Below are 23,633 nucleotides of genomic sequence, written 5' to 3'. Positions count from 1 at the left end.
GACTACCGCGGTCGTCGTATCCCGGCGAGCCCGCCGCGGTAGGCGAAGACCACGAGCTGGGCCCGGTCCCGGGCGCCGAGCTTGCTCATCGCCCGGTTCGCGTGCGTCTTGGCGGTGGCCGTACTCATCCCGAGCCGGGCACCCACCTCCGCGTTGGAGAGTCCGTCGGCGACCAGCGTCACCACCTCGCGTTCCCGGGCGGTCAGCGTGTGCAGGCCGGGTACCTCCGGACCGTCGGCGTAGGCGGCGATCAGCCGGCGGGTCACCTCGGGGGCCAGCAGCGCGTCGCCGGCCGCCACCACCCGGACCGCCCGGCGCAGCTCGTCGGGTTCCAGGTTCTTCAGCAGGAAGCCGCTCGCCCCGGCGTGCAGTGCCGCGTAAACGTACTCGTCGAGTTCGAAGGTGGTCAGCACGACGACCTTGACCCCCGGCAGCCGGTCGTCGGCGAGGATCCGCCGGGTCGCGGTCAGCCCGTCGGTGCCCGGCATCCGGATGTCCATCAGCACGACGTCCGGCCGGTGTGCCCGGGTCAGCGCGATCGCCTCGTCGCCGTCGGTGGCCTCGGCGACCACCTCGATCTCCGGTGCCCGCTCCAGCAGCACCCGGAAGCCCGCCCGGACCAGCGTCTGGTCGTCGGCGAGCAACACCCGGATCGTCGTCATCCCGGCAGCCACCCCCGTACCTGGAAACCGCCGCCGTCGTCGGCCGGACCGGTACGCAGCCAACCGCCCAGCCCGGCGGCCCGTTCCGCCATCCCGCGCAGGCCGTTGCCGGGCGGTCCGGTCGGCCCCCGGCCGTCGTCGGAGACGGTGAGGTCGAGCCCGTCGCGGCGGTAGCCGAGCCGCACCTCGATCCGGTCGGCGTCGGCGTGCCGGACCGCGTTCGCCACCGCCTCCTGCACGATCCGGTACGCGGTCGCCTCCACCGCCCGGGGCAGCGGACGCGGCGTACCGTCCTGCCGCAGTACCGCGCCGGTCGTCTCGGCCAGGGTGTGCAGCCGGTCCAGGTTGGGTGCCGGCGGTTCCGGCCCGGCGGCGCGGGTGCCGTCCCGGAGTACCCCGACCGCCGCCCGCAGCTCGGTCAGCGCCTCCCGGGCGGCCCGCCGGACCGCCTCCAACGCCGCCCGCGCCTGCACCGGGTCGTCGTCGAGCACGTCGGCGGCCACCCCGGCCTGCACGCCGACCACCGCCAGGGTGTGTGCGGTGATGTCGTGCAGCTCGCGGGCGATCCGGATCCGCTCCTCGACCACCCGCCGCTGCGCCGTGCGGTCCCGTTCGGCGGTGAGCAGGTCGAGCCGGATCCGCCGGCTCCGCACCGTCTCGCCGAGCAGCAGTACCGCCACGAAGACCACGGTCGAGCTGTCCAGGGTGGCGTCCAGCGGTCCCACCCCGGCCACCATGATCCGGCCCTGCGCGTCCAGCAGGACGAAGAGTCCGGCCAGCGCCAGGCCGAGCCGGCGGCGCGGGGCGACCGCCACCGAGTAGAGCGCGACCCAGACCGGCGCGGCCGGTGCGCCGCCGGGATAGCGCGAGACGTGGTAGAGCAGGAACAGCCCGCCGACCACCGCCAGCACCGCAGCGGGCCAGCGCCGCCGGGCGAGCAGGGCCGCGGCCATCGCCGTGCCGAGGCCGTACGCCCAGAGGTCCGGCGCCCGGTCGCCCGGCTGCACCGCCACGACCGCGATCCGGTACGCGGTGACGGCACCGGCCGCCGTCGCGATCCCGGCGTCCACCGCCCAGCGCCGCCACCGGCCACCGCCGAGCGCCACCGCGGCCACGGCTGCGTCCCTCACCCGGCCACTCTACGAAGCCGGGCACCCGGAGACGTACCACGAACGCGGTAGCCGGGGTGGCCGGGCCGGGTGGGTATCGGGCTTGACCCTCGACCTCGTCGAGCCGGCAGCATCGGTGGCGGCACACGGCCGACCAGGGGAGTGGACGAACGATGGAGCAGGGTACCGACGAGACGATGGCGAGCATCATCGAGGCGGTCGAGTGGGGGCGGGCCGGGCGTACCGAGGCGGCGCGCGAGCGGCTGACCGAGCTGTGGGGACGGATCGGCCCGACCGGGGACCCGTTCCACCGCTGCACTCTCGCGCACTATCTGGCCGACCTCCAGGCCGACCCGGCCGAGGAACTCCGTTGGGACCTGCGGGCGTTGGAGGCCGCCGACTCGCTGACCGACGATCGGGTGCAGCAGCACCACGCCAGTTTCCAGGTCGCCGCGTTCCGGCCGTCGTTGCAGCTCAACCTCGCCGAGGACTACCGCAAGCTGGGTCGGCCGGACCGGGCCCGGGAACACCTGGCCCTGGCCCGGCAGAGTCTGCCGGCGCTCGGCGACGACCCGTACGGCCAGATGATCAAGGACGGCGTCGAACGGCTCGGGGCAGAGCTGGGCACCGCCGAACCGACGGCCGGTCCCTGACGGGCCGGAGAGGATCCGGAGACGGCGAATGGGCCAGCCCCGGGGTGGGGCTGGCCCATTCGGTCGTGCGTTATGCGGAGTATCCGCGTTCGGCGGCCCAGTTGGCGAGGGTGATGGTGCTCATCCAGTACTCGCTCTGGTTCGGGTTCGCCCGGTCGGGGCCTGCTTTGCGAAGCTGACGAAGGCTCGCCACGGTGCGGGAGCGAACGACAGCGTGCCACCTTCGCGGTCCTTGGTGTCCCGGACGAGTACGACGCCGGAGAGGTTGTCGGCGACTTCCACGCAGGCGCCGCCCGAGCCGTTACTCCGGCTGGACTTGCGCCACACTGCGCCGGACTGGTCAGTCATCGCTCATCTCCTTGCCGATCATGCTTCCTGCCGGTGTGGCCCGAGGGGGGCCGGGCGAGTACGTCGGCGGGTCAGCCGGTCGGGGCCTGCTTTGCGAAGCTGACGAAGGCTCGCCACGGTGCGGGAGCGAACGACAGCGTGCCACCTTCGCGGTCCTTGGTGTCCCGGACGAGTACGACGCCGGAGAGGTTGTCGGCGACTTCAACGCACTGCCCGCCAGCCCCGTTGCTCCGGCTCGACTTTCGCCACACTGCGCCGCTTAGTTCGCTCATCGCTGCATCTCCTTGGCGATCTGTATCAGTAGGTCCGCAGACTGTTCCGGGTCGAGTGACAACCCTTCGAGCACCTTCCAAGCAACAGCGTACGTCGCTACCTCCTTCGGCCTGTCCAGGTACAGGGCACCGGTCAGGGACTCGCTGTACACGGTGGCAGGCTCGGGGGTCCGGAGACCGGCGGTCGGAAACTCCAGGATGACGAACCCACCGTTCGTCAGCGCGTAGTTGGGTGGAGCGGATCGTGGTACGACACGAATGGCTGCGGTGCCGTCGCTGACCTGCGTGTGCAGGTGGACGAGCTGTTCCGCCATCCCGGGAAAGGGCCGGCGCAGCACACTCTCGTCCACGATCACCTCAAGGCGGGGCGGGAACGGGTGTCTACGCTTCAGAATCTTCTGGCGCTCCATCCGGACCTCAACCAGGCGTCCGACCTCGCGGGGTGGTAGATCCGGGTGCGATCGGAGCAGAAATTCGGCGTATTCCCTTGTCTGAAGCAGGCCGGGCAGTGCTGCGGGTTCCCAGTGGCGGAGGCGGGAGGCTGCCGCCTCCAGGCCGACGTACAGCTCGAACCAGGCCGGCAGGGTGTCACCGTAGGCGTGCCACCACCCCTTCGCCTTGGTCTCGGCGGCGAGCTTCTTCAGCGCCTCGGTCATCTCGCCCGAGGTGCCGTAGAGCCGGCACATCGCCTCGACGTCCCGCGCCTTGACGGCGGCCTGACCGCCCTCGATCCGGTACATCGTGGAGCGCGACCATTCGAGGTCGGTGCCGGCGGCCTCCAGGGAGAGCCCGGCCTGTTCGCGAGCCTGCCTCAGAATCCGGCCGAGTTGCCTGCGCGGTATGGACGACCCCGCGTCCGTCATCACCGGACCTCCTGTCTCAATTTGAAGCAATCAGTCGATCGATTCTGGGACTGTTTTCGGTGGATTGTGAAAAAGGAACGACTAGCGAGGGATGCATCAGCTTAGACCGTTGCATGTCTGTTGTGGGGGCACCGAGAGTGGCAGCAGCAGGACCGCTCGGTGACCGTCAAGCGCCCGGGTGGAACTCGCATCGGGAGCCGGTCTCAGCTCTCCCCACCGAGACCGGCTCCCGCCAAAACACCCGAGGAGGTATGTGATGAGGACGCTCTACCGGTCGCTGATCGACTTCCTGATCGACTTCCTGGTCGGCTCAGGAGTGCGGCATCGGCGGGACTGGCGTCGCCTCTGGCGGTACTGCCGGTGCGGCCTCCGCTGGCGGTGCCCGGACTCGGTCGAACCGGTCCCGATGTCGTACGCGCCGAAGGTGCCGCCACTCTCCCCTGCCGAGTACCGGGCGGCCGTGCGCGCCTCGGCTCCCGCGCGCGTCACGGCGGACAGTGCGGTGCCGCCGGCTCGGCCCAGGGCGCGAAATGCCCGCGATCCACTGTGGAATGTGCCATCGCGGCGACCCCAGACGGGCCGGGGCAATGTGTTGACACCCGGGCCGGTCGCACGGGCGCGTCGAGCCGAGAAAGCCCGATCGGCGCTGCCATGATCGGCCGCGAGGAGCGTTGGCGGCGGCACGTGCCGGTGCATCCCTCCTACCGGTGCCGGTACTGCGGCGCTGACTGGCCGTGCCAGGACGCGCGGCTGACGCTGCTTACCGGGTTCCGGGGCGATCGGGTGGGCCTGATGGTGTATCTCGGCAGCCACCTTGCCCGCGCTCTGCAAGACCTGCCCGAGGTACACCCTGCACTGCTCGCCGGCCGGTTCCTCCACTGGGTACCGCGCCGCCGCTGACCGACCCCCTCATCACTCGGTGCCCGCCCCGAGCTGTCGATCTCGCCGTGGTCTTGGCAGCTCGGGGCAGGTTCCTGCGGTATCGCCCCGAACCCCATGCCCGCCCAACGGTTGTGCGGCCCTCACCGGCGGGCCGCTCGCTCCACGGCAGGTGGCTGACGAGTTTTCCGCTGGCTATGACGATGCGGTGGGCCCATCGGGACGCAGGCGCTCGCGGACGCGGTCGCCCCCCGACGAGCTGGACGCGCGTCGTTCCCCGGGCCGATCAGTACCCTGTCACGCGCGGTAGTGAGGCCACAGTCAAAGCCCCTGTCACGCGGACGCTGAGCACGGCGACAGGCTCGGTCCGTTCGACATCGACGAAAAGGCAGAATTCGTTCCGTAGGAACCATCCGGGCCGCTGGCATCCGGCGTCGTCACGCAAACGCTCCCAACCCTTGGTGGCGACCAGGTGCGTCCAGAGGCGGTCCGTAAGCTCCTGCACCCTGGCCTGGTCGGGTGAGCCGATGAGGTAGGTATCGGAGCACGTCTGCGAGCCGCAGTCTCGGTCGGCGGAGACCAGGGTCAGGTCTTTCGCTAATGGCAGCACGAGACCCGGTGTAGGCGAGTCGAGGCGCAGGTCGAAGGCGACGGCCGCAGGGCTGAAGGTACAACAGCCGCAAAGTGCTGACCAGGCGACGAAAGCTGTCGTCAGCAACTTAGCCGCACCCGGGCCCGCCACCGATCCTCGCCGGTTCTGTCCTGACTCCAGGCGGGGGCCAGCGCCTCGACGCTGCGAAAGCCATCGATCGGCCAGGAGGGCTATGGCGCACACTGCGAGGGTGGTCGGTCCCCAGAGCACCAACCCTTCGTTAGAGTTTGGCAGACCCTGGCCCTGCAGTAGCTCGAAGGTGACGGCGAAGAGGAGGGTCAGAGCGGCGGACAGCCCGACTCCGAATACGATGCGTACCACCCGTACCCGAGTCAGCATGATGATCAGCAGCACCGGAGGGCCAAGCCACAGCGGCAGGCCAAGGTACGCGACGGGTGGCGGCGTCTCGATCACCGCCGGATCGTACGGTTCGTCTCCGCACCGTGGTGTCGTTCGGTGTACCGTGCCGGGTCGCCTCAGCCGAGAGTGAAGTCGGCGGGTAGGTTGCGCACCGCCAACGCCACCGCGTCCTCCGCCGTTGCGGTCTCGCCAAGGTGTTGCTGCCGGTAGCCCGCGCTGACGGTGTAGTCCTCGCCCAGCCCGGCAAGTATGCACACGGGAACGATGGTGAGCTTGGGCCGGATGCTGGTGGAGAACCGCAAGGTCCAATGGCTCTTGAAGGGGTAGTACTGCCGTAGCGCCGGCTCGGCGTACGCGGCCTCGATCAGCGCGTGGTGCTCGGGCCAGTCCACCTCCGCTGCCTCTTTACGCAGGCACAACCACTCCGATTCGATCAACCGGGCCGGATCGCCGTCGGGCACCTCGAACCGTCCGGTCAACCTCACGAACGGTGCGACCCGGGCAATGCCGGTCAAGGGAACCCCGTCGTGCCACGCCTGCGCGGCACGGACGATCTGAGCGAGATCCAGCGTCTCTCCTTGGATGAGGGGCAGACCTTGGGCACGCTCACCACCCCAGATGGCCCACTGACGCTCCGCGTGCCATGCGGACCCCCGCAGTTCCTCGCGGTGTGGGACAGCGGTGGAAACGACGGCGTTGTACATCGAGCGGGACTCCGTCCCCGATACGGGAACAGACAACCCTTGCTCGACGGCGACCGCTCGCAGTGCCGCCGCAAGGCTCCCGTGAGCAGCAACCTCCGGATAGAGAACATCAGGATCGGGGTACGTGGACATGGTTCACGATTCTGCCGCGCCTCGGCAACACCGCGACAACCACCAGACGGCCGGGTCACGGCATCAGCTTCTGCCGCCGTCCGTGCGCACCGACTCAGCGATCGGCCGGCGCTAATGCGGAGTTGTAGCGTTCCCAGACAGCGGCCCGCTCCTCGTCTGTGGCTGCGGCGTGCAGCGCCGTTACCAGCTGGTCGACCTCGGGAGTCATGACGGCAATGACGTCGGCACCCTCACTGTCGACGGTGGCGAACGTGTGTGTCGTACCGGCGGGAATGGTCACGTGATCGCCTTGCTGAAGGATCCTCCGTTCGGCACCGACCAGGACCTCCAGACGACCTCGAAGCACGACGAATCCCTCGTCGGAGCGGTCGTGTCGATGAGGTGGGGCCTGATCTCCCGGGTAGTGGGCCAGGTTCCATCGCCGCATCACGAAGTCGGTCACGGGGATGAACGTACCCAACCGGCCTGGTCCTGGTGGTCGACAGAAGGTGCAACCAGTGATCTTGAGTTGAATTCGCCGCAGCTGACCCGATCTTTTGTCACGGTCGGTGGGTCCTTTGCGTACCGCTCAGATCGGTCAACGGCGCACCCGATAGCGCAGGTGAAGCACCCGGTTGCCCTGAATCACCACGTCAGGATCCTCCAACAGGTGCTGCGCGTCGACCGACCCGAAGTAGCGCTTGCCGGACCCGAACACGACGGGTACGACGTCCATGCGCACCTCGTCGATCAGGCCGGCGGCAAGCACCTGGCCGCCGACGTCGCCAGCGGCGACCTCGACCATGCGGTCACCCGCAAGCTCCTGCGCCTTGGCCACGGCTGCCTCGATGCCGTCGACGAAGTGAAACGGCGCCTCGGGGTCCCAGCCCTCGGGCGCCGGCCGGTGCGTCACGACGACCACGTGGTCGATCCCGCCCGGAGGCTTCCCGTCCCAGCCGTCCGTCAGGTCGAAGACGTGGCGGCCGACGACTGTCGCCCCGATCTGGTCCCAGTACGGCCGGGTGTAGTCGTAGGAGGTCTGCGACACCTTCACCGCGCCGCTCTCGTCCAACGGGACGTCACCGTTGGACAACCAGTCGAACAGCGGTCCGGGCTGGTCATTTTCGTCCGCGACGAAACCGTCCACCGACACCGAGCTGTACATGACCACTGTGCCCACGGGGCTCTCCTCTGCTCTGGAATGCCCCTAAATTAGCGTGACGTAGGCTCTCGCTCTTGTAAGAAATCAATCCGCCGGCAGCGGCCAGCCGTCCAGCGCGTGACCGGGATGTTCGCGCAGGAACCGCCGGCGGATTTCGACGTACCGGGTCGGCGTGAGCCCGGTGAACGCCCGGAACTCGTGCCCGAAGTGGGCCTGGTCGAAGTAGCCCGCGCCACCGGCGAGGTCGCCCCAGTCGATCGGAACGGCGGGGTTGATCGCGAACACGGTGGCGGCGAAGCGGTAGGTGCGGGCCAGTCGCTTCGGCGTGACGCCGATCAGCTCCTTGAACCGCTGTGCCAGATGAGTGCTGCTGACACCGGCTGCCACGCTCAGGTCGCCGATCGCCACCGCACCGTTGGTCGCCGCGATGACGCTGCTCGCATGGCTGACCAGCCCCAGGCCGGCGGTCTCGCAGAGCCGTCGCATCAGCTCCTCCTCGAGCAGCGTCAGCATCTCGTGCGGTCCGTCCGCCGTGGCCAGCCGATCTCGCAGCTCGGCAATGGCGGGCCGGCCCCAGACCTGCTCTACCGTCACCGGCCGGTCACACAGCTCGGCCGCGGGCATCGGCAGGAACGGCGCCAGCCCCCACGGCTTGAAGTGCACGCCGACGGACCGGGTCGGGAGTGGGTAGCCGAATTCAAATGCGCGGCTGGGCGTGGTGACCACGCAGCCGTCGGCGTACTCGGCCGTCTCGATGTCGGCACCGGCGCGGATGCGGAACGGCGCGCCGAGGTTGACGATGAGCAACGCCGCCGGCATCGGCGGCAGCGTCAGCCGAGCGTACGGCGGCGTACCCTCCAGGTAGTAAAGGTCGTCGATCAGCCCGTCCAGCGGCGGTCGCGACACTCTGGACACGTACTCCACACGCACAGCATCGCCGACGCCCCGCCGGCATCGCGCGCCGGGATGGTCCAGCCCGCGCTGCCGCCAGCATCGAGCCGGCGCCGACCGCCGCTCTCATCGACATCGATTTGGCGAGGCCAGCCAGCCTGAATCTCGTAGACGTGGTCCGCTCCCGTGGCTACCGTCGCACGGAAGCATGCCCGATCGGCGAGGACCGGTGCTGGCCGGAGCGGTACCTGATCCGTCCCACGGCTCTATGCGGTGCAGCGTTACGTAGCCACGGCGACAACGAGCCACAGGGCCAGTGCCACGTAGCCCGTGAAGACCGCCCACTTCGCGAGCACCGCGAGGAACGGGTGGGCCACCCGGAACGGTACGGGCAGGCCCGGGATCGCCGCGCGGACGGTGTCGAGGTTGTCTCCCAGAGGTTGCCCGAATACCCGGACCAGCCCTCCGAAGAACTTGATCGTACGGTCGACATTCCATCGCGGTTCCCATAGAGACAGTGCGACCGCGCCGTCCCGCCCCATGACGATGACGACCTGGGCGGGCACACCGGCCGGACCGTCGAACGAGAGGACGTGGGCCGCCCTGATCTCCGTCCGCGGGATCACGATGCGCTGCCGCCATACGTTCACGTGCACCAGGCACTCGTCGTCGAACTCGAGCCGGAGGTTGCGTCGGCGCAGCGCGGCATAGATCCATCCGGCCAAGGCGGGCGGCCACATGATCATCAGCACTCCCACGGCGGCCGGAAGTCCGACCGTGAGGCCGCCCACAATCGCAGCCGGAACGCTGAACACGAGCATGATCGGCTCGGCCAGCGAGCCCAGAGCGGCCGGACGGGGGCGCAACGTGGCAGCGGCGGTCACCCTGACCATTGCAGCGGAACGATGCAACCTGATCGGACACGGATCAGCGTTCCTACCTACGCGCGGGCGTCCAACCCTGGACCGGCAACCCTTCAACCCCGATCCAGGTGTCTCGGCCGACCCATCGGCTGCGGCGTCCGATCATGTCGAGAACAGTCATGTTCGGAACGCCCTAAAATGTGGCAGGTGGGGTGGGAGGCACTCGAGCAGTGGGGTGAAGACGCCGCTCGCATCGAACGGCTTGCTGGCGGAGTCGCCAACGACGTGTGGATCGTGCGCGTCGACGGGCGCCACGCGGTCGGTCGTCTCGGTGCCAGGAGCGACGCCGACCTCGCGTGGGAGACCGAACTCCTCCAGTACCTCGATCGCGCAGGTCTGACTGTGCCGGTGCCGATCCCGACTACGGACGGTCGGCTGTTCGCCGACGGTCTGATGGTGATGACCTACCTGGAGGGCGGACCGCCCGAGACGCAGGCCGACTGGCGTCGCGTGGCCGGTACCCTGCGGGAGCTGCATCGGCTGACGCAGGGCTGGCCGCAGCGCCCAGGCTGGCGATCGTCGACCGACCTCTTGCACGCCGAGACCGGGACGAAGATCGATCTCGGCGTGATGCCCGCTGAGGGCGTTGTCCGATGCCGAGCCGCGTGGGCCCGGCTCGCCGGGCGTCAGACATGCGTCGTCCACGGCGACCCCAACCCTGGCAATGTCCGCATGACCGCAGATCAGGTCGCGCTGGTCGATTGGGACGAGTCACACGTCGACGTCCCCGACCTCGACCTCGTGTTGCCCGACAATGCTGCCGGCCTCGACGACGACGCGTACGACGTTGCCGCACAAGCGTCGGCCGCATGGGAAGCCGCCGTCTGCTGGGACGACGAGTACGCGGTCAAGCGGCTTGCCGAAGTTCGGGCGGTCTGAAGCGCGTACGAGGAAGGGACAGTGTTGGCCGAGCTGCAACGTTGCGGCTGGACGGTTGTCGACGCCCGATAGAGCGGCGACGTCACGACCCTGGGCCGGGGCGCATCCGATGCCCGGGTACCGCAGAGTTCGGTGAACCTGCGCGCGTAGGCCGCGCTGCTCCGGCTCCGGAGAGCGCGACGCATCCCGGCACCCCACCCGCGATGGACGTCTGGCATCTGCGGCCATCCGTGCGCACCACCCCATCCGGAGCCGTAGCGGCCGCGAATTCGGTGTTCGGTGTTCAGTTGTTCAGTGTTCAGCCAGGGTGATACGGAGCGAGACGAGATTCCCTGCGGCATCGCGGTCCGCGTGTACGGGGAACAACCCATCACCCCAGCTGGTCATGGCGAACAGGATCTGGGCGTCGCCGATGGTGATGGGGCCGGTCTCGTTGTCGCTGGCTCGGACCTGCCGCATCACCTGCCAGTGGTGGGAGTGTGGACGGAAGTCGACCACCATTCGCCGGCTGGGCTCGGCGTTCATCCATGCCTCGATGGTCGTCGCGCGGCGCAGCGCGGATCGGATGGGTAAGTCTGTCCAGCCGTAGCTGCCCTCGTCTCCGGCGGCGGTCAGGGGGTCGGCGCTGAACTCCACCGCCGCCTCGGCGGCGGCAACTCCCCAGAACGCGACGTCGGCCAGGCCGTCCAGTGGTTCATCGTGACGCCACTGGGCGAGCGCGTCAGGGTCGGCGAATGCCAGTCGGGCGGCGTCCACGCCGACCAACCCCACGCCGGTCGTCGTGGCGACCGGTGCGTCACTCACCCGGAGGATCATCTGCGACCAGCCGTGCCACGGCCCGTCGGAGCGTTGGGCCTCGAGCCTGACCGGGGCGCGGGTGGGCAGCCCGTCGACCGCCACCGCGGGCAGGCCGAAGACCAGGAACCCGGCAAGGCGTTCGACCGCGCACCGGCGGGCCCGCTCACGATGCGGTACCTGGGCTGCGGCGGGTTGCAGGGTGGCGTCCCACCGGTGCTCGCGGCAGTGCTGCGCGAACAGCTCCGTCCAGTCGGCGGTTCGTGAGGCGGGAATGTCGTAGTGGTATCGCGTCGGGCGTCGTGGGAACGACGCCGCGGCACCTTCGGCATCGGGTCCGACAACGGCATAGTCGACAGCTCCCGACACGTCTGCGCAAACCTGCGGATCGTCGATACCAAGACCGCGCGGGTCCAGTTCGTTCGGCGAGCGCTGTCCGGACCACATGCCGAGGATGCCGCCGTCAAGGATCACAACCTCCCCGGACGGACAGCTGATTTCGCCCAGCACGACGATCTCTCCCATGGCGCGGCAGTCTACGTACCCGCGAGCACTCAGCCCCGGCAGGAAACGGGGGCAGTCCCAGCGGCACCGACAGGACCGGACCGGACGGGACGCTTAGCATCGTCCCGATGAACACTCCCGAGATGCGACCCGACGACGTCCGCACCAACGAGGCCCGTACCGCAGAGGCTCTGCGCCTGCTGTCCGGCACGCCGGTCGGACTCGACGTCGCCGTCAAGGGACTCAGCCGCGGCAGCGGTGTCTACGCCTGGTGGGCCGCTCCTTCGACCTTTCCCGAACTCCCCGGACCGCCGAACGGGCACGTCCCGTCGCTACGGCTGCTCTACCTCGGTCGGGCGACCAGTCTGCGGGGCCGGATCCTGCGCACTCATCTCCGGCGCTCGGGCAGTTCGACGCTGCGCCGCACACTGGCCGGGCTCCTCGCGTCCGAGGGCTACCGGACGACCTGGACCAACCGCGTTGTCCTGGTCCCCGAGGACGAGGCACGGTTGACCGCGTGGATGTACGCGCACCTGCGCCTCACCTGGGCCGAGGACGCGGAGCCGGCGGCCATCGAGGCCGAACTCGTCCGGCGCCTGCACCCGCCACTCAACGTGCACGGCGTCGACCCCGAACACGTCCAGGCGGCCGTGGTCGCCGCGAAGAACGCCTACAACACCAGCAGCCGCCCGGCCGAGCCTGCGCCGTGACCGATTGCCCTGCGCGAGCAGGTACCGATATGGCCCGGCCCCGTGCACGCACGAGCCGAGGTGAGAGTGGTCGGGGCGGCTGATTGCGCTTCTGGCGCGATGGGCGCGACGCCGGTCGGCGCTTTGGATCAGTCGAACGTGATGCGGGTGGCATCGTCGGGTATCCACGGGCTCGCTTCCGAAATCCAACCCGGGTCGTACTGCTGCACGGCCTCGATGAATTCAGTCGGCGGCCGGTACGAATGGGCGGTGACGTAGTGCCAGATGAGCGACGGTGCAGCGAACATCACGCCCGGCCCTGACGGTACCCTGATCTCGGTGTGTCCCAGCAGGAGCCCGCCGTTCGGATGGTCCACGGAGAGCATCGAACCCTCTGAACGATCCGGACAGAAGGGGCACCGATGAAATCCGCGCATCGTGTTGATACGCGGTGCCTCGATGATGTCGAGCAGCGTGTTCACGAACCAGTTCGGGGTGGGTCCCTCGTCGAACTTGTGCGAGGCATCGAGCCAACCGACGTTGATCCGCTCGTATCCGGGCCGGAACTCAAGCCATCCCCAGTCCATCTCGATGATGTCGACGTCGCTATAGCGGTAGGCGCTCAGGTCCTCGAAGTAGGCCACCTGACATTCGTACCAGGGTGGCTGGGCTGCTCACCGGCTCGACAGTGAGCATCCGCCCATGCCGCTGGCCGGCGGGCCGTATCACGCTCGCTGAACGGTGCACCAGTGGCTGAGCATGCCGAGCACTAAAGCGTTGGGTGTTGCCGTGGCTCCCTACGGTCGGTCAACTGTCGGCTGACGCCAAGGCAGGATCGAAGGGCTATCGGTACTCGCGTCCTGGCCCATCCGGTGCCGAGCTGAGTTGCGGGTCGCCGGGGTCGTCCGGCTGGTACGTGCGGTTGCCAGAGCAGTCGAGCCACCGGTCGAGGGCCATCACTCCCGGAGGGCGTGAGGACGGAAAAGGAGAAGAGCCTCTTCCCGTACGTATCCGACGGGGAGAGGCCCTTCCCACAACTCACAGGACCAGCAGCGTACCGCTGGTCAGGTTGATCTCCTTGCTGGTCAGGCCGGTCCAGTCGGTGGCGAGGAGCAGCCGGTCGCCCTCGGTCAGGGTGACCGCCACACTGTCCCTACCGCCGAGCGGGCCACGGTCGGTACCGGTGATCCGCAGGCTCAGCCCGGTGGCCACCGTGACCGGTCGGCGGGGGTCGGTGACGTCGTAGAGACCGGCCCGGGTGCGCAGGTCCAGGCGGTCGACACCGGCACCGGACCGTACGCCGAACGAGTCGAGCCCGACGCCCCGGATCTCGTACCTGCGACCCTCCGACCGGAAGGAGAGAGTCGTCGTACCGGTACCGCCGAGCCGGGTCTGCGCGACCAGCACGCTGAGGTCGACCCGGGACTTCGGCTCCACCGGGTACGCCCCGGCGGACCTGGTCGGGGTCACCGAGCCGCCGCCGAGCACCACGGAGGTGCCCGCCCTGGTCACCTCGACCCGCGCCTTCGTGCTGCCGGCGTAGTTGCCGCCGAGCGTGACGGTCACCTCCGAGCTGCCGGTCGGCAGGCTCGCCGTGCAGCTCGCCACCGCCCCGAAGTCGTCGGTGCCGAGCGGTGCCGGTACGTCGGTGCAGAGGGTCCGGCCACCGGCGGCGAAGGTCACCGTCGCGGTCGAGACGTCACCCGGCCACGGTTCGGCGCCGGAACCCGGCGGGATCTCCCGCAGGGTGGCCTGGAGCAGCACCTCCGCGCTCCGCCCGGACCCGGAGACCAGGGTGTCCCCGGTGTAGGCCAGCTCGGCCGCCTCCGGCAGCACCCGGACGGTGAACGAGACCGTTCCGGTCTGTCCGTGCTGGTCGGTGACGGTCACAGTCACCGGGTAGTCGCCGGGAGCGGCCCGGTTGTTGCCGACGACGCCCCAGACCGCCGGTGCGCCGGCCTCGTCGGGTTCCTCCGGCGTCTTGGCGCCGAGCGCCAGGCCGGCGGGGAGCCCGGTCGCGGTCGCGGTGAGCTGTCCCGGACCGCCGTCCGGGTCGGTGGCGGTGACCCGCACCTCGGGCAGGATCGGGTCGCTGTACTGCACCGTCACCACCTCGCCACCGTCGAAGGTCACCTTCGGGGTGGCCCGGAGCGTGAGGTCGGCGTCGTTGAGGTCGAAGAAGACGTTGCCGACCGCCTCGATCTTGATCCGGGCCGCCTTGGCGCCGACGTTCGGCAGGGTCACCGTCTCGGCGCCGTCGTTGGCGGTGCGCTCCGCGAGGACGTACCCGAAGGTCTTTCCGCCGTCGACGGAGAGCGAGATCTTCACCTCGCTCACCCCGACCGGCGCGGCGTCCGTGCCGGCCACGTCCCAGCTCACCGGCAGCGCGGCGCCGCCGGTCAGGGTCTGCGCGCCGGACTGCGAGGTGACCAGGAACGGTCCGGCGGCCGGCGCCAGGGTCAGCGCGGTGTCGGCGCTGCCGATCCCGCCCGCGCCCGGGTTTCCGTCCCGGGCGGTGAGCCGGAAGTGCAGGGTCCGGTCGCCGGTGAAGCCGACCCAGTCGGCGGTGGGCAGGAACTCCGAGTAGCAGTCGACGATTTCCGGCGGCACGTTGCTCGCCCCGCCGCTCACCGGTGGCGGCGGCGCTGCCGGGCAGGTGCCGGTCTTCGCGTTGGTGTTGTCGGCGGCGATCTGGGCCAGGTCCGGGAAGACCCGGGTCGGGTCGGTGGTGACCGCGTTCAGCCCGGGGGAGTGGTATTCCAGCGTGTCGGTCGGGCTGACGATCGCCGCCGTGCCGAACTGCCGGAACAGCGGGCCGTTGGTCTTGGTGTTGCTGACCAGCGCGGTCCCGGCGGTGCTGCCGCCGCTGACGCCGCCGCGGTCGTTCTGCTCCCAGAGGTACGTCACGGTGTCGCCGTCCGCGTCGGTGGCGCTGCCGGTCAACGCGAACGGGGTACGGACCGGAATGGTGTACGCGGCCGGCGCGGTGACCACCGGTGCCGAGTTGCCGGTCTGCTCGACCCGCCAGCCGCCGTTGTCGATCGGGCCGCCCTTGACCGTCTCGCCGACGAACCCGTCCGCGCCGCTGGCGTTGGTGACGGCGAGCGTGCCGACGTTGACCGCCGCCACCGGGCCGCTGGCGAAGGTGACCTGGAATCCGGTGTCGTCCAGCACGCCGGTGCCGCCGAACGGCGCGACGGCGACGAGCGCGCCGGCCGGCCAGCCGGGGATCGCCTCGATCGCCGCCTTGATCCCGGCCGCGCTGTAGTTGGCGCCCCGGACGATCGGCGCCGACTCGGCATCGCCGTAGCGCAGCGTGAACGAGTCGCCGTCGGTGTCGAAGTCGCGCAGCGAGACGTTCTGGACCTCGTTGACGGCCGGCCGGGCCGAGCCGACGTACGTGGTGATCTCGGTGTAGCTGCGCTGCGACCAGTACGGGTCGCTGTGCGGTTGCAGGTTGTCCTGCTGGCAGATGCCGGCGTACGCCATGATCGACGAACCGCTGCCCGGCTCGTACGAGTTCGCGGGGCTGCGGTTGCCGCCGGAGCAGTTCCACTGGGTGCCGTTGAAGGTGTGGTTGCCGGCGAACTGGTGGCCGATCTCGTGCGCGACGTAGTCGACGGCGAAGAAGTCCCCGACCGGGGTCGGCAGGCCGGTGCAGCCGCGCGCCTTGTTGGCCCCGCCGACCACGCCCAGCCCGGCGATCCCGCCGCCGTTGACGCCGAGCCCGATGTGCCCGACGTCGTAGTCGGACGCCCCGACGAGCTGGCCGAGCACGATGTTGTTGCGGTTCAGCGTGCCGCCGGCACAGGAGGCGAGCTGCGCCTCGGTGTAGCAGGGCGCCGCACCGCACGGCCCGTTCGCCCCGGTCGCCTCGGCCGGGGTGTTCAGGTTGGTCTTCTCGGTCTCGTCGACCAGCACCAGCCGGATCGCCGTCTCGTCCTCGTAGATCTGGGTCACCCGGTTCACCAGCGTCACCTTGGCGGCGGTGACGTTGGCCGCCCCGAAGTAGCTGGCGTAGGACGGGTCGGTGACCAGGGCGAGCCGGTACGTCCGCAGTGTCACGTCGCCGCCGGCCGCGCCCGGGGCCGCCCCGACCTCGTCGGCGAGCGCCTCGGCGGTCTGCGCCACGTCCTCCCGCTCGACGAACGGCTCGTCGGGGTTCGTGGCGTCCTGCACGTAGTAGCTGGCGTACCGGCCCTGGTCGGCGCGGCTGTACGGGTCGACGTACCAGGCGCCGCGCTCGGACCGGACGGAGGCGTGGAAGCCCAGCGGGGTGAGGTCGGCCCGGACGGTCGCGGTCGGATCGTCGACCCCCCGGCCGGCGTACGTCCGGATCTCCGGGTGCCGGGCGGCCAGGCCGGGCGCCATCACCGGCGAGTCGACCAGCGCGAACCGCTGGAACGTACCGTCCGGTGCGGGCAGTGCCACGACCAGGGACCGGGCCGGGGAGGTGCCGGCGCGCTCCTCGGGTGCCCGCTCCAGAGTGGCGGCGAGGCTCGCCCGGTCCAGGGCGTACCCGGTGAACCGCTCGGCCTGGATGTCGGTGGGCCCGGCGGACCGGGCGGCGCTGGAGCCGTCGGCGAGCCGGGTCCACGGGTTGGCCGGCTGGCCCGGCGCCGAGCTGGCCGGGGTGGAGGTGACCAGCACCGGGAGTACGCCGGCGGCGAGGGCGGCCACCGCGAGGGTGGCCAGGCGTCGGCGCGGTGCCGTCCGACCGCTGGTGGCGGCGGGTGTCGAGGGGGTCGTCAACTCTGTCTCCTTGGGACTACTCCGAGCGCCGGTCGGTCGCGCGGGCGTTCCTGCCACCCGGCCAGGTCCATCGACCAATGTGCAGGGGTGATCCGCACGATAGGCGCCCGGACCGGCCGGGCAACAGTCTCCACGCGGCCGGAACCGGGATCGACCATCGTGGCCGGCGCCCCCGCAGGCCCGGCCACGGTGGTGTATATCTGTGCTTCTGGATGCCTTGCGACGGGGGAAGCGGATGAGATCGACACGGCGCTGGTTGGCGGTCACCTCGGCGGTGCTGGGCGTACTGGCCACGTTCGGTGTGCCCGGTGCCGCGCTGGGGGCCGGCGGTCTCGGGCGGGAGGCGTCCGGAGTCGCGGCGGCCCGGCCGGCCGAGGCGGGTGTCGGGGTCGCGGCGGTACCGGCCCGGACAGTCAAGATCATGACTTGGAACGCCTGCGGCAACAACTCGGCGTGCAAATACTACGAGGACCCGAACGGGCTGATCGGGACCATCCGCTGGCACATGCGCAACCACGGCACCCCGATGGACGCGGCGATCGTCCAGGAGGTGTGCAGCTCCTTCGCCAAGCCGCTCGAATACCAACTGGAGGAGCACTACGGCTACGGCTGGGACGTCCGGTTCGCGCCGATCAAGCTGAAGCAGAGCGCCGACCCGGCGACCTCCCCGGACAAGCAGTGCGTACGCGGCCGGGGCGACTACGGGATCATGCTCGCGGTACCGGACGAGAACACCTGGTGGGAGGCGCGCTACCTGCCGTCGGCCGACGGTGCGGAGTGGCGGGTGGCGATCTGTGCCACCGTCGAGTCGTGGTGGGTGAAGCTCTGCAACGCCCACTTCTCCTACAACGGCGACGACGCCTCGTACGCGTTCCGCACCCAGCAGGTCGCGGCCTACCAGGCGTACGTCTGGCCGTCCCGGTTCCGGGTGATCTTCGGCGGTGACCTCAACCTGCAACCGCCGGCGAATGTCAGCTATCCGGGCGGCGGGGTGTTGCCGCTCTACGACTCCTTCGTGGAGTGCGCCCAGGCCGGCACCGGTTCGCCGCGTACCGGGCCGGGCACCTACTACACGAGCACCCCGCACGACAACGCCAACACCATCAAGATCGATTATCTCTTCACCAACGCCGGACTGCCGCACACCTGTGGCCGGCCCGGCTCCCCGGTCGAGTCCTCGGACCATCTGCCGATCTGGATGACGGTCGACCTGCCGGCCACCTGACCCACCCGCCCGGCGGGGCTGTCCACGCCGCAACCCTCCGATCGGATAGCGTCGTGGCCATGCCCGAGACCGGTTATCCCTGGCCGATCGAGACCACCCGGCTGGACAACGGCCTGCGCGTGGTGGTCAGCGAGGATCGCAGCGCCCCCGTCGTCGCGGTCAACCTCTGGTACGACGTCGGCTCACGACACGAGCCCGACGGCCAGACCGGCTTCGCCCACCTGTTCGAACACCTGATGTTCGAGGGTTCGGTCAACGTCGCCAAGACCGAGCACATGCAGTTGGTGCAGGGCTCCGGCGGCTCGCTGAACGCGACCACCAACCCGGACCGGACCAACTACTTCGAGACGCTGCCCTCGGAGCACCTGGCGCTCGCGCTCTGGCTGGAGGCGGACCGGATGGGCGGCCTGGTGCCGGCGCTGACCCAGGAGACCCTGGACAACCAGCGCGAGGTGGTGAAGAACGAGCGGCGGCAGCGCTACGAGAACGTCCCGTACGGCGACGCCTGGCTGCGCCTGCTGCCGCTGCTCTATCCGCCCGGGCACCCCTACCACCACGCCACGATCGGCTCGATGGCCGACCTGAACGCCGCCGACCTGGCCACCTTCCAGGCGTTCCACACCACCTACTACGCGCCGAACAACGCGGTGCTCACGGTGGCCGGTGACGCCTCGGCCGACGAGGTCTTCGCGCTGGCCGAGCGCTACTTCGGCAGGCTGGTGCCGCAGCCGGACATCCCGCCGGCCCCGGACGGCCGGGTCGTGCCGAGCATCGGGGCGCCGGTCCGGGAGACCGTCACCGCTGACGTGCCCGCCCCGAGGGTCTACCTGGCGCACCGGACCCACCCGTTCGGCGGCCCCGGCTACGACACCGTGACCGTGCTGGCGACGCTGCTCGGCAGCGGCCGGGGCAGCCGGCTCTACCAGCGGCTCGCCGACGGCGCGCGGCTCGCCCAGCCGGACAGCATCGGCGCGTTCGGCGTCGACCTGGCGTACGCGCCGGCTCCGATGATCGTCACCGCCACCGCCCGGGACGGAGTGACCGCGCAGGAGTTGGAGGCGGGCCTCGTCGAGGTGCTGGACGGGCTCGCCGACGGGGTGACCGGAGCCGAACTCGACCGGGCCAAGGCGCTGCTCACCACCGGCTGGTGGCGGCAGCTCGCCAGCGTCGACGGCCGGGCCGACATCCTCGGCCGGCACGCCACCCAGCTCGGCGACCCGGCCCGGGCCGCCGACCGGCTGCCGGGCTGGCTTTCGGTCACCGCGGAGCAGGTGGCCGCGCTCGCCGCCGAGCTGCTCCGGCCCGAGGACCGGGCGACCCTGACCTACCTGCCGGAGACCGAGGAAGAGGCGTCATGAGCGAGCCGGGTCCCATCCTGATCACGGAACGGCCGCCGACCGGGGCCGCCCGGCCGTACACCTTCCCGACGGTGGTCCGCCGGACGGTGGCCGGGGGCAAGGTGGTCGCGGCCCACCTGCCGGGGCACCATCTCGCCGTCGCGGTGCTGCTGCTCGACGGGGGCGCCGGGCGGGAGCCGCTCGGCCGGGAGGGCCTCTCCGGGGTACTCGCGAAGGCGCTGGAGGAGGGGACGACCCGGCGCGACTCCACGGCGTACGCGCTGGCGCTGGAGGGGCTCGGCACCGAGCTGACCATCGCCACCGACTGGGACGCGTTTCAGGTCAGCGTGCTGGTGCCGGTGGATCGGCTGCCGGCGGCGGTGGAGCTGCTGGCCGAGGCCGTCCGGACCCCGCGGCTCGACCCGGCGGACATCACCCGGGTACGCGACGACGAGGTCACCGCGCTGCGGATGTACTGGGCCAACCCGGGGCCACGGGCCGACGCCGTGCTCCGCGCCGACCTGTTCGGTGCGGACCAGCGGCACGGTCGCCCGATGGACGGCGATCCCGATTCGGTGGCCGCGGTCACCGTCGACGACGTCACCGCGTTCCACGCCGCCTGGCTGACCCGGTTCGGCACCCTGCTGGTCGTCGGCGACCTCGACCGGATCGACCTGGACGTGCTCGGCACCACCGCGTTCGCCGGTGCGGACGGTGCGGTGCAGCCGGCCGGTCCGCCGCTGGAGGTGCCGGTCCGGGACGAGCGGCGGATCATCCTGGTCGACCGGCCCGGCTCGGTCCAGTCCACGCTGCGGCTCGGGCACCCGGCACCGCACCGGGCCCACCCGGACCACGTGCCGATGGCGCTGGCCGCCACGGTGCTCGGCGGGGCCTTCACCTCCCGGCTGAACCACCTGATCCGGGAGGTACGCGGCTACACGTACGGGATCAGGGCCGAGTTCGGCCACTCCCGGCGGTTCGGCCGGTTCGTGGTCAGCTCCGGGGTGCAGACCGCCGTCACCGCGCCGGCCCTGGTCGACGCGGTGGGCGAGATCACCCGTACCCGGGACGCCGGGGTGACCGAGCCGGAGCTGGCGGTCGCCCGCGCCTGGCGGGCCGGGCAGCTCTCGGTGGAGTTGCAGACGCCCCGGGCCATCGCCAGCGCGCTCGCCACGCTGGTCGTGCACGACCTGCCGGACGACTACCACGCGACGCTGCGCGAGCAGTTGCTCTCCACCGCCGAGCCGGCGGTGTCGGCGGCGGCCGCGACGCACCTGCATCCGCAGGGGCTGACCCTGGTGATCGAGGGTGACGCGGCGGTGATCCGGGACGAGCTGGTCGCCAGCGGGCTCGGCGAGCTGGTCGACGCCGCCGGCTGACGCGCTGCGCCGGGCGGCCCGGTTCGGGCGGCCCGGCGGCCGGGGCTGACCGGATGCTGGGCGGTGCGGTAATCGGCTTGCCGGGCCGCCGGAGCGGCTGGGTAGCCTCGCGGTATGAGGATCGGGATTGTGGGGGCCACCGGGCAGGTCGGTGGCGTGATGCGGCGGATACTCGCCGAACGCCAGTTTCCGGTGGACGAGCTGCGGCTCTTCGCCTCGGCCCGGTCGGCGGGGCGCACCCTGGCCTGGCGGGACGGTGAAGTCACCGTCGAGGACGCGGAGACCGCCGACTACGCCGGGCTGGACATCGCGCTCTTCTCGGCCGGAAAGGGTACGAGCAAGGCACTCGCCCCCCGGGTCGCCGAGGCCGGTGCGGTGGTGATCGACAACTCCTCGGCGTGGCGGATGGATCCCGAGGTGCCGCTGGTGGTCGCCGAGGTGAACCCGCACGCCGCCGCCGTACGCCCCCGGGGCATCATCGCCAACCCGAACTGCACCACGATGGCGGCGATGCCGGTGCTGCGTCCGCTGCACGCCGAGGCCGGGCTGCTCAGCCTGGTCGTGGCGACCTACCAGGCGGTCTCCGGTTCCGGACTGGCCGGGGTCGCCGAGCTGGACGAGCAGGTCCGCAAGGTCGCCGACGGTGCCGCCGCGCTCGCCTTCGACGGCCGGGCCGTCGAGTTCCCGGCCCCCCGGCAGTACGCCCAGCCGATCGCCTTCAACGTGCTGCCGCTGGCCGGCGCGATCGTCGACGACGGGTCGGCGGAGACCGACGAGGAGCAGAAGCTCCGCAACGAGAGCCGCAAGATCCTTGAGATTCCCGAGCTGAAGGTCTCCGGCACCTGCGTCCGGGTGCCGGTCTTCACCGGGCACTCGTTGCAGGTCAACGCCAGGTTCGCCCGGCCGCTCCGCCCGGAGCGGGCCCGCGAGCTGCTGGCCGGGGCCCCCGGGGTGGCGCTGGCGGACGTACCCACTCCGCTGCTGGCGGCCGGGCAGGACCCGACGTACGTCGGCCGGCTCCGGGTCGACGAGACCGTCGAGCACGGGTTGTCGTTCTTCTGCTCCAACGACAACCTGCGCAAGGGCGCGGCGCTGAACGCCGTGCAGATCGCCGAGTTGGTGGCCGGCGAGTCGCGCTGACGCCCGACCCCGCCGCTCACCGGCGGCGGGGCTGCGGCGGTGGGTAGGGTGGGGTCGATTCTGCTCTGGAGGTGGGCGTGGTGGACGACCGGACGGAACAGGCGCTGCTCGGCATCATCCGGGACGGGTCGCTCGGCGTGCTGGCGACGATCAAGCGGGACGGTCGGCCGCAACTGTCCAACGTCAACTACTGCTACGACCCGGAGCGTCGGCTGATCCGGGTCTCCATCACCGCCGACCGGGCCAAGACCGCCAACCTGCGGCGCGACCCCCGGGCGAGCTTCCAGGTCAGCACCGCCGACGGCTGGGCGTACGCGGTCGCCGAGGGCGTCGCCGAGCTGACCCCGGTGGCGGCCGAGCGGACCGACCCGACGGTCGAGGAGCTGATCGACGTCTACCGGGCGGTCCAGGGTGAGCACCCGGACTGGGACGACTACCGCCGGGCGATGGTCGCGGACCGGCGACTCGTGCTGCGGCTCCCGGTCGACCGGGTGTACGGCGCACCGCCGCGCGGCTAGCTAGCCCGCACGGTCTACCCGCCCGGCCACCGGGCGTACCCTCTCCCGGACCCGCACCGTCCACATTGCTCGGTCCGCTCCCCGCCTCGGGCATGCCGCCGGATCGGCCGCCGCCCCGTCGCCGGCTCCGGCGAGAACCGCACACCCGGGTACTTCCCGGGCGAATCTCCGCCGACGGGACAAGAACGGCTCCGCGGACAACGTACCGATGCTGACCTTCCGTACCGACCGGCCCGGGCGGCGGCCGCCCTGCGGTGCTGGGCGGGTGGCCCCCGGGCGGAGCGTCCGGCCCGGCCGTGCGGCGTTACGTCGAGGTCTGCCCGGGTAGACCGCGTCGGCCGACCTTGAGAGGGGAGCAGGATGACGACCGTCGGAGAGTTCATGACGACCCGCTTGGTGACCATGGACGGCGGCGACACGCTCACCGCTGCCGCCCAGGAGATGCGGGACAGCGCCATCGGCGACGTGATCGTGACCAACGGGGACGACGTGGTAGGTATCGTCACCGACCGCGACATCACGGTACGCGGGGTGGCCGAAGAGCTGAACCCGTCGAGCGCCACGCTGAACCAGATCCTCACCCAGGACGTGGTGACCGTGACGCAGTACGACGACGCGGTCGCCGCCGCCGACCTGATGCGGACGTACGGCGTACGGCGGTTGCCGGTGGTCGAGGACGGCCGGTTGATCGGACTGGTCTCCCTCGGCGACCTGGCGGTCGAGCGGGAGCCGCAGTCCGTGCTCGCCGACATCAGCGCCGATGAACCGAACAACTGAGACCGGCCCGACGGGTCCGGGCGACAACGGCGTCCCCGGGCTCGTCGGG

24 protein-coding genes are annotated in these 23,633 nt (G+C 70.7%); 10 read left to right on the top strand and 14 right to left on the bottom strand.

The features are described 5' to 3' along the window. Positions 1 to 2: 2 nt before the first annotated feature. Positions 3 to 662 carry a response regulator transcription factor gene (locus tag C6361_RS31100; RefSeq protein ID WP_107264519.1) on the bottom strand — a complete coding sequence of 220 codons (660 nt, stop codon included), beginning with the start codon at positions 660 to 662 and terminating at the stop codon, positions 3 to 5. Further along, on the bottom strand, positions 659 to 1,792 hold the full coding sequence (locus tag C6361_RS31095; protein WP_234359132.1) for a sensor histidine kinase: 1,134 nt from the start codon (positions 1,790 to 1,792) through the stop codon (positions 659 to 661). The genes C6361_RS31100 and C6361_RS31095 overlap by 4 nt, the downstream gene beginning before the upstream one ends. Before the next feature lie 152 nt (positions 1,793 to 1,944). On the opposite strand from C6361_RS31095, the gene C6361_RS31090 reads away from it, so the two are divergent. After that, a complete protein-coding gene (locus C6361_RS31090; RefSeq protein ID WP_107269916.1) occupies positions 1,945 to 2,424 on the top strand; it encodes a hypothetical protein in 480 nt (159 codons plus the stop codon). Between the two features lie 120 nt (positions 2,425 to 2,544). Here the strand turns inward: C6361_RS31090 and C6361_RS31085 are convergent, their stop codons facing one another. The 3 genes from C6361_RS31085 to C6361_RS31075 all read right to left on the bottom strand — a co-directional run bounded on the left by C6361_RS31085 (position 2,545) and on the right by C6361_RS31075 (position 3,907). Continuing rightward, positions 2,545 to 2,772: a DUF397 domain-containing protein gene (locus C6361_RS31085; RefSeq protein ID WP_107269915.1), complete on the bottom strand. Its 228-nt coding sequence runs from the start codon at positions 2,770 to 2,772 to the stop codon at positions 2,545 to 2,547. Positions 2,773 to 2,843: 71 nt separating this feature from the next. After that, positions 2,844 to 3,044 (bottom strand): DUF397 domain-containing protein, encoded by a 201-nt coding sequence (locus C6361_RS31080; RefSeq protein ID WP_107260206.1) that lies wholly within the window; start codon positions 3,042 to 3,044, stop codon positions 2,844 to 2,846. After that, a complete protein-coding gene (locus C6361_RS31075; protein WP_107271291.1) occupies positions 3,041 to 3,907 on the bottom strand; it encodes a helix-turn-helix transcriptional regulator in 867 nt (288 codons plus the stop codon). Before C6361_RS31075 ends, C6361_RS31080 begins: the two co-directional genes overlap by 4 nt. A 651-nt stretch (positions 3,908 to 4,558) precedes the next feature. Here C6361_RS31075 and C6361_RS31065 point away from each other — a divergent pair. Beyond that, positions 4,559 to 4,807: a flavin reductase gene (locus C6361_RS31065; RefSeq protein WP_107269913.1), complete on the top strand. Its 249-nt coding sequence runs from the start codon at positions 4,559 to 4,561 to the stop codon at positions 4,805 to 4,807. A 265-nt stretch (positions 4,808 to 5,072) separates the two neighbouring features. On the opposite strand, the gene C6361_RS31060 is transcribed toward C6361_RS31065, so the two are convergent. From C6361_RS31060 to C6361_RS31035, 6 genes are all read right to left on the bottom strand, one after another. After that, the gene (locus C6361_RS31060) at positions 5,073 to 5,852 is read right to left on the bottom strand and encodes a hypothetical protein (RefSeq protein ID WP_107269912.1); all 780 of its coding nucleotides are present in this window, start codon (positions 5,850 to 5,852) and stop codon (positions 5,073 to 5,075) included. 62 nt (positions 5,853 to 5,914) lie between these two features. Beyond that, positions 5,915 to 6,634: a DUF6193 family natural product biosynthesis protein gene (locus C6361_RS31055; RefSeq protein WP_107269911.1), complete on the bottom strand. Its 720-nt coding sequence runs from the start codon at positions 6,632 to 6,634 to the stop codon at positions 5,915 to 5,917. A gap of 94 nt (positions 6,635 to 6,728) precedes the next feature. Further along, positions 6,729 to 7,076 (bottom strand): cupin domain-containing protein, encoded by a 348-nt coding sequence (locus C6361_RS31050; RefSeq protein ID WP_159079580.1) that lies wholly within the window; start codon positions 7,074 to 7,076, stop codon positions 6,729 to 6,731. A gap of 135 nt (positions 7,077 to 7,211) precedes the next feature. Next, entirely contained in the window at positions 7,212 to 7,793 is a 582-nt protein-coding gene (locus tag C6361_RS31045; protein ID WP_107269909.1) for a dihydrofolate reductase family protein, read from the bottom strand. Between the two features lie 66 nt (positions 7,794 to 7,859). Then, positions 7,860 to 8,699, bottom strand: a complete 840-nt coding sequence (locus C6361_RS31040) for a helix-turn-helix domain-containing protein (RefSeq protein ID WP_234359131.1) — start codon at positions 8,697 to 8,699, stop codon at positions 7,860 to 7,862. Positions 8,700 to 8,947: 248 nt separating this feature from the next. Further along, on the bottom strand, positions 8,948 to 9,550 hold the full coding sequence (locus C6361_RS31035) for a hypothetical protein (protein ID WP_159079579.1): 603 nt from the start codon (positions 9,548 to 9,550) through the stop codon (positions 8,948 to 8,950). A gap of 177 nt (positions 9,551 to 9,727) precedes the next feature. Here C6361_RS31035 and C6361_RS31030 point away from each other — a divergent pair, with 177 nt between their 5' ends. Then, entirely contained in the window at positions 9,728 to 10,468 is a 741-nt protein-coding gene (locus C6361_RS31030; RefSeq protein ID WP_369930758.1) for a phosphotransferase, read from the top strand. Positions 10,469 to 10,759: 291 nt separating this feature from the next. Here the strand turns inward: C6361_RS31030 and C6361_RS31025 are convergent, their stop codons facing one another. After that, positions 10,760 to 11,788: a hypothetical protein gene (locus C6361_RS31025; RefSeq protein WP_107269906.1), complete on the bottom strand. Its 1,029-nt coding sequence runs from the start codon at positions 11,786 to 11,788 to the stop codon at positions 10,760 to 10,762. 107 nt (positions 11,789 to 11,895) lie between these two features. Between C6361_RS31025 and C6361_RS31020 the strand changes: the two genes are divergently transcribed. Next, positions 11,896 to 12,477, top strand: a complete 582-nt coding sequence (locus C6361_RS31020; RefSeq protein ID WP_107269905.1) for a GIY-YIG nuclease family protein — start codon at positions 11,896 to 11,898, stop codon at positions 12,475 to 12,477. 128 nt (positions 12,478 to 12,605) lie between these two features. Here C6361_RS31020 and C6361_RS31015 read toward each other — a convergent pair whose 3' ends face one another. Then, positions 12,606 to 13,100 (bottom strand): hypothetical protein, encoded by a 495-nt coding sequence (locus C6361_RS31015; RefSeq protein ID WP_107269904.1) that lies wholly within the window; start codon positions 13,098 to 13,100, stop codon positions 12,606 to 12,608. A 394-nt stretch (positions 13,101 to 13,494) separates the two neighbouring features. After that, a complete protein-coding gene (locus tag C6361_RS31010) occupies positions 13,495 to 17,208 on the bottom strand; it encodes a M12 family metallo-peptidase (protein ID WP_234359130.1) in 3,714 nt (1,237 codons plus the stop codon). Between the two features lie 235 nt (positions 17,209 to 17,443). On the opposite strand from C6361_RS31010, the gene C6361_RS31005 reads away from it, so the two are divergent. From C6361_RS31005 to C6361_RS30980, 6 genes are all read left to right on the top strand, one after another. Next, entirely contained in the window at positions 17,444 to 18,433 is a 990-nt protein-coding gene (locus C6361_RS31005; protein ID WP_234359129.1) for an endonuclease/exonuclease/phosphatase family protein, read from the top strand. Between the two features lie 59 nt (positions 18,434 to 18,492). Further along, positions 18,493 to 19,791, top strand: coding sequence for a pitrilysin family protein (locus C6361_RS31000; protein WP_107260182.1), 1,299 nt, complete (start codon positions 18,493 to 18,495; stop codon positions 19,789 to 19,791). Next, positions 19,788 to 21,149, top strand: coding sequence for a pitrilysin family protein (locus C6361_RS30995; RefSeq protein ID WP_107260180.1), 1,362 nt, complete (start codon positions 19,788 to 19,790; stop codon positions 21,147 to 21,149). Before C6361_RS31000 ends, C6361_RS30995 begins: the two co-directional genes overlap by 4 nt. 114 nt (positions 21,150 to 21,263) lie before the next feature. Continuing rightward, on the top strand, positions 21,264 to 22,289 hold the full coding sequence (locus C6361_RS30990) for an aspartate-semialdehyde dehydrogenase (RefSeq protein WP_107269902.1): 1,026 nt from the start codon (positions 21,264 to 21,266) through the stop codon (positions 22,287 to 22,289). A gap of 80 nt (positions 22,290 to 22,369) precedes the next feature. Continuing rightward, a complete protein-coding gene (locus tag C6361_RS30985) occupies positions 22,370 to 22,807 on the top strand; it encodes a PPOX class F420-dependent oxidoreductase (protein ID WP_107271289.1) in 438 nt (145 codons plus the stop codon). Positions 22,808 to 23,167: 360 nt separating this feature from the next. Continuing rightward, complete coding sequence (locus tag C6361_RS30980) at positions 23,168 to 23,584, top strand: CBS domain-containing protein (protein WP_107260176.1); 417 nt, start codon at positions 23,168 to 23,170, stop codon at positions 23,582 to 23,584. Positions 23,585 to 23,633: the final 49 nt, after the last annotated feature.

The sequence above is a fragment of the Plantactinospora sp. BC1 genome (genome assembly GCF_003030345.1).
In the GTDB taxonomy this organism is placed as follows: domain Bacteria; phylum Actinomycetota; class Actinomycetes; order Mycobacteriales; family Micromonosporaceae; genus Plantactinospora.
The sequence above is the reverse complement of the archived record's forward strand: the minus strand, read 5'-3'. Positions and strand labels throughout refer to the sequence as shown.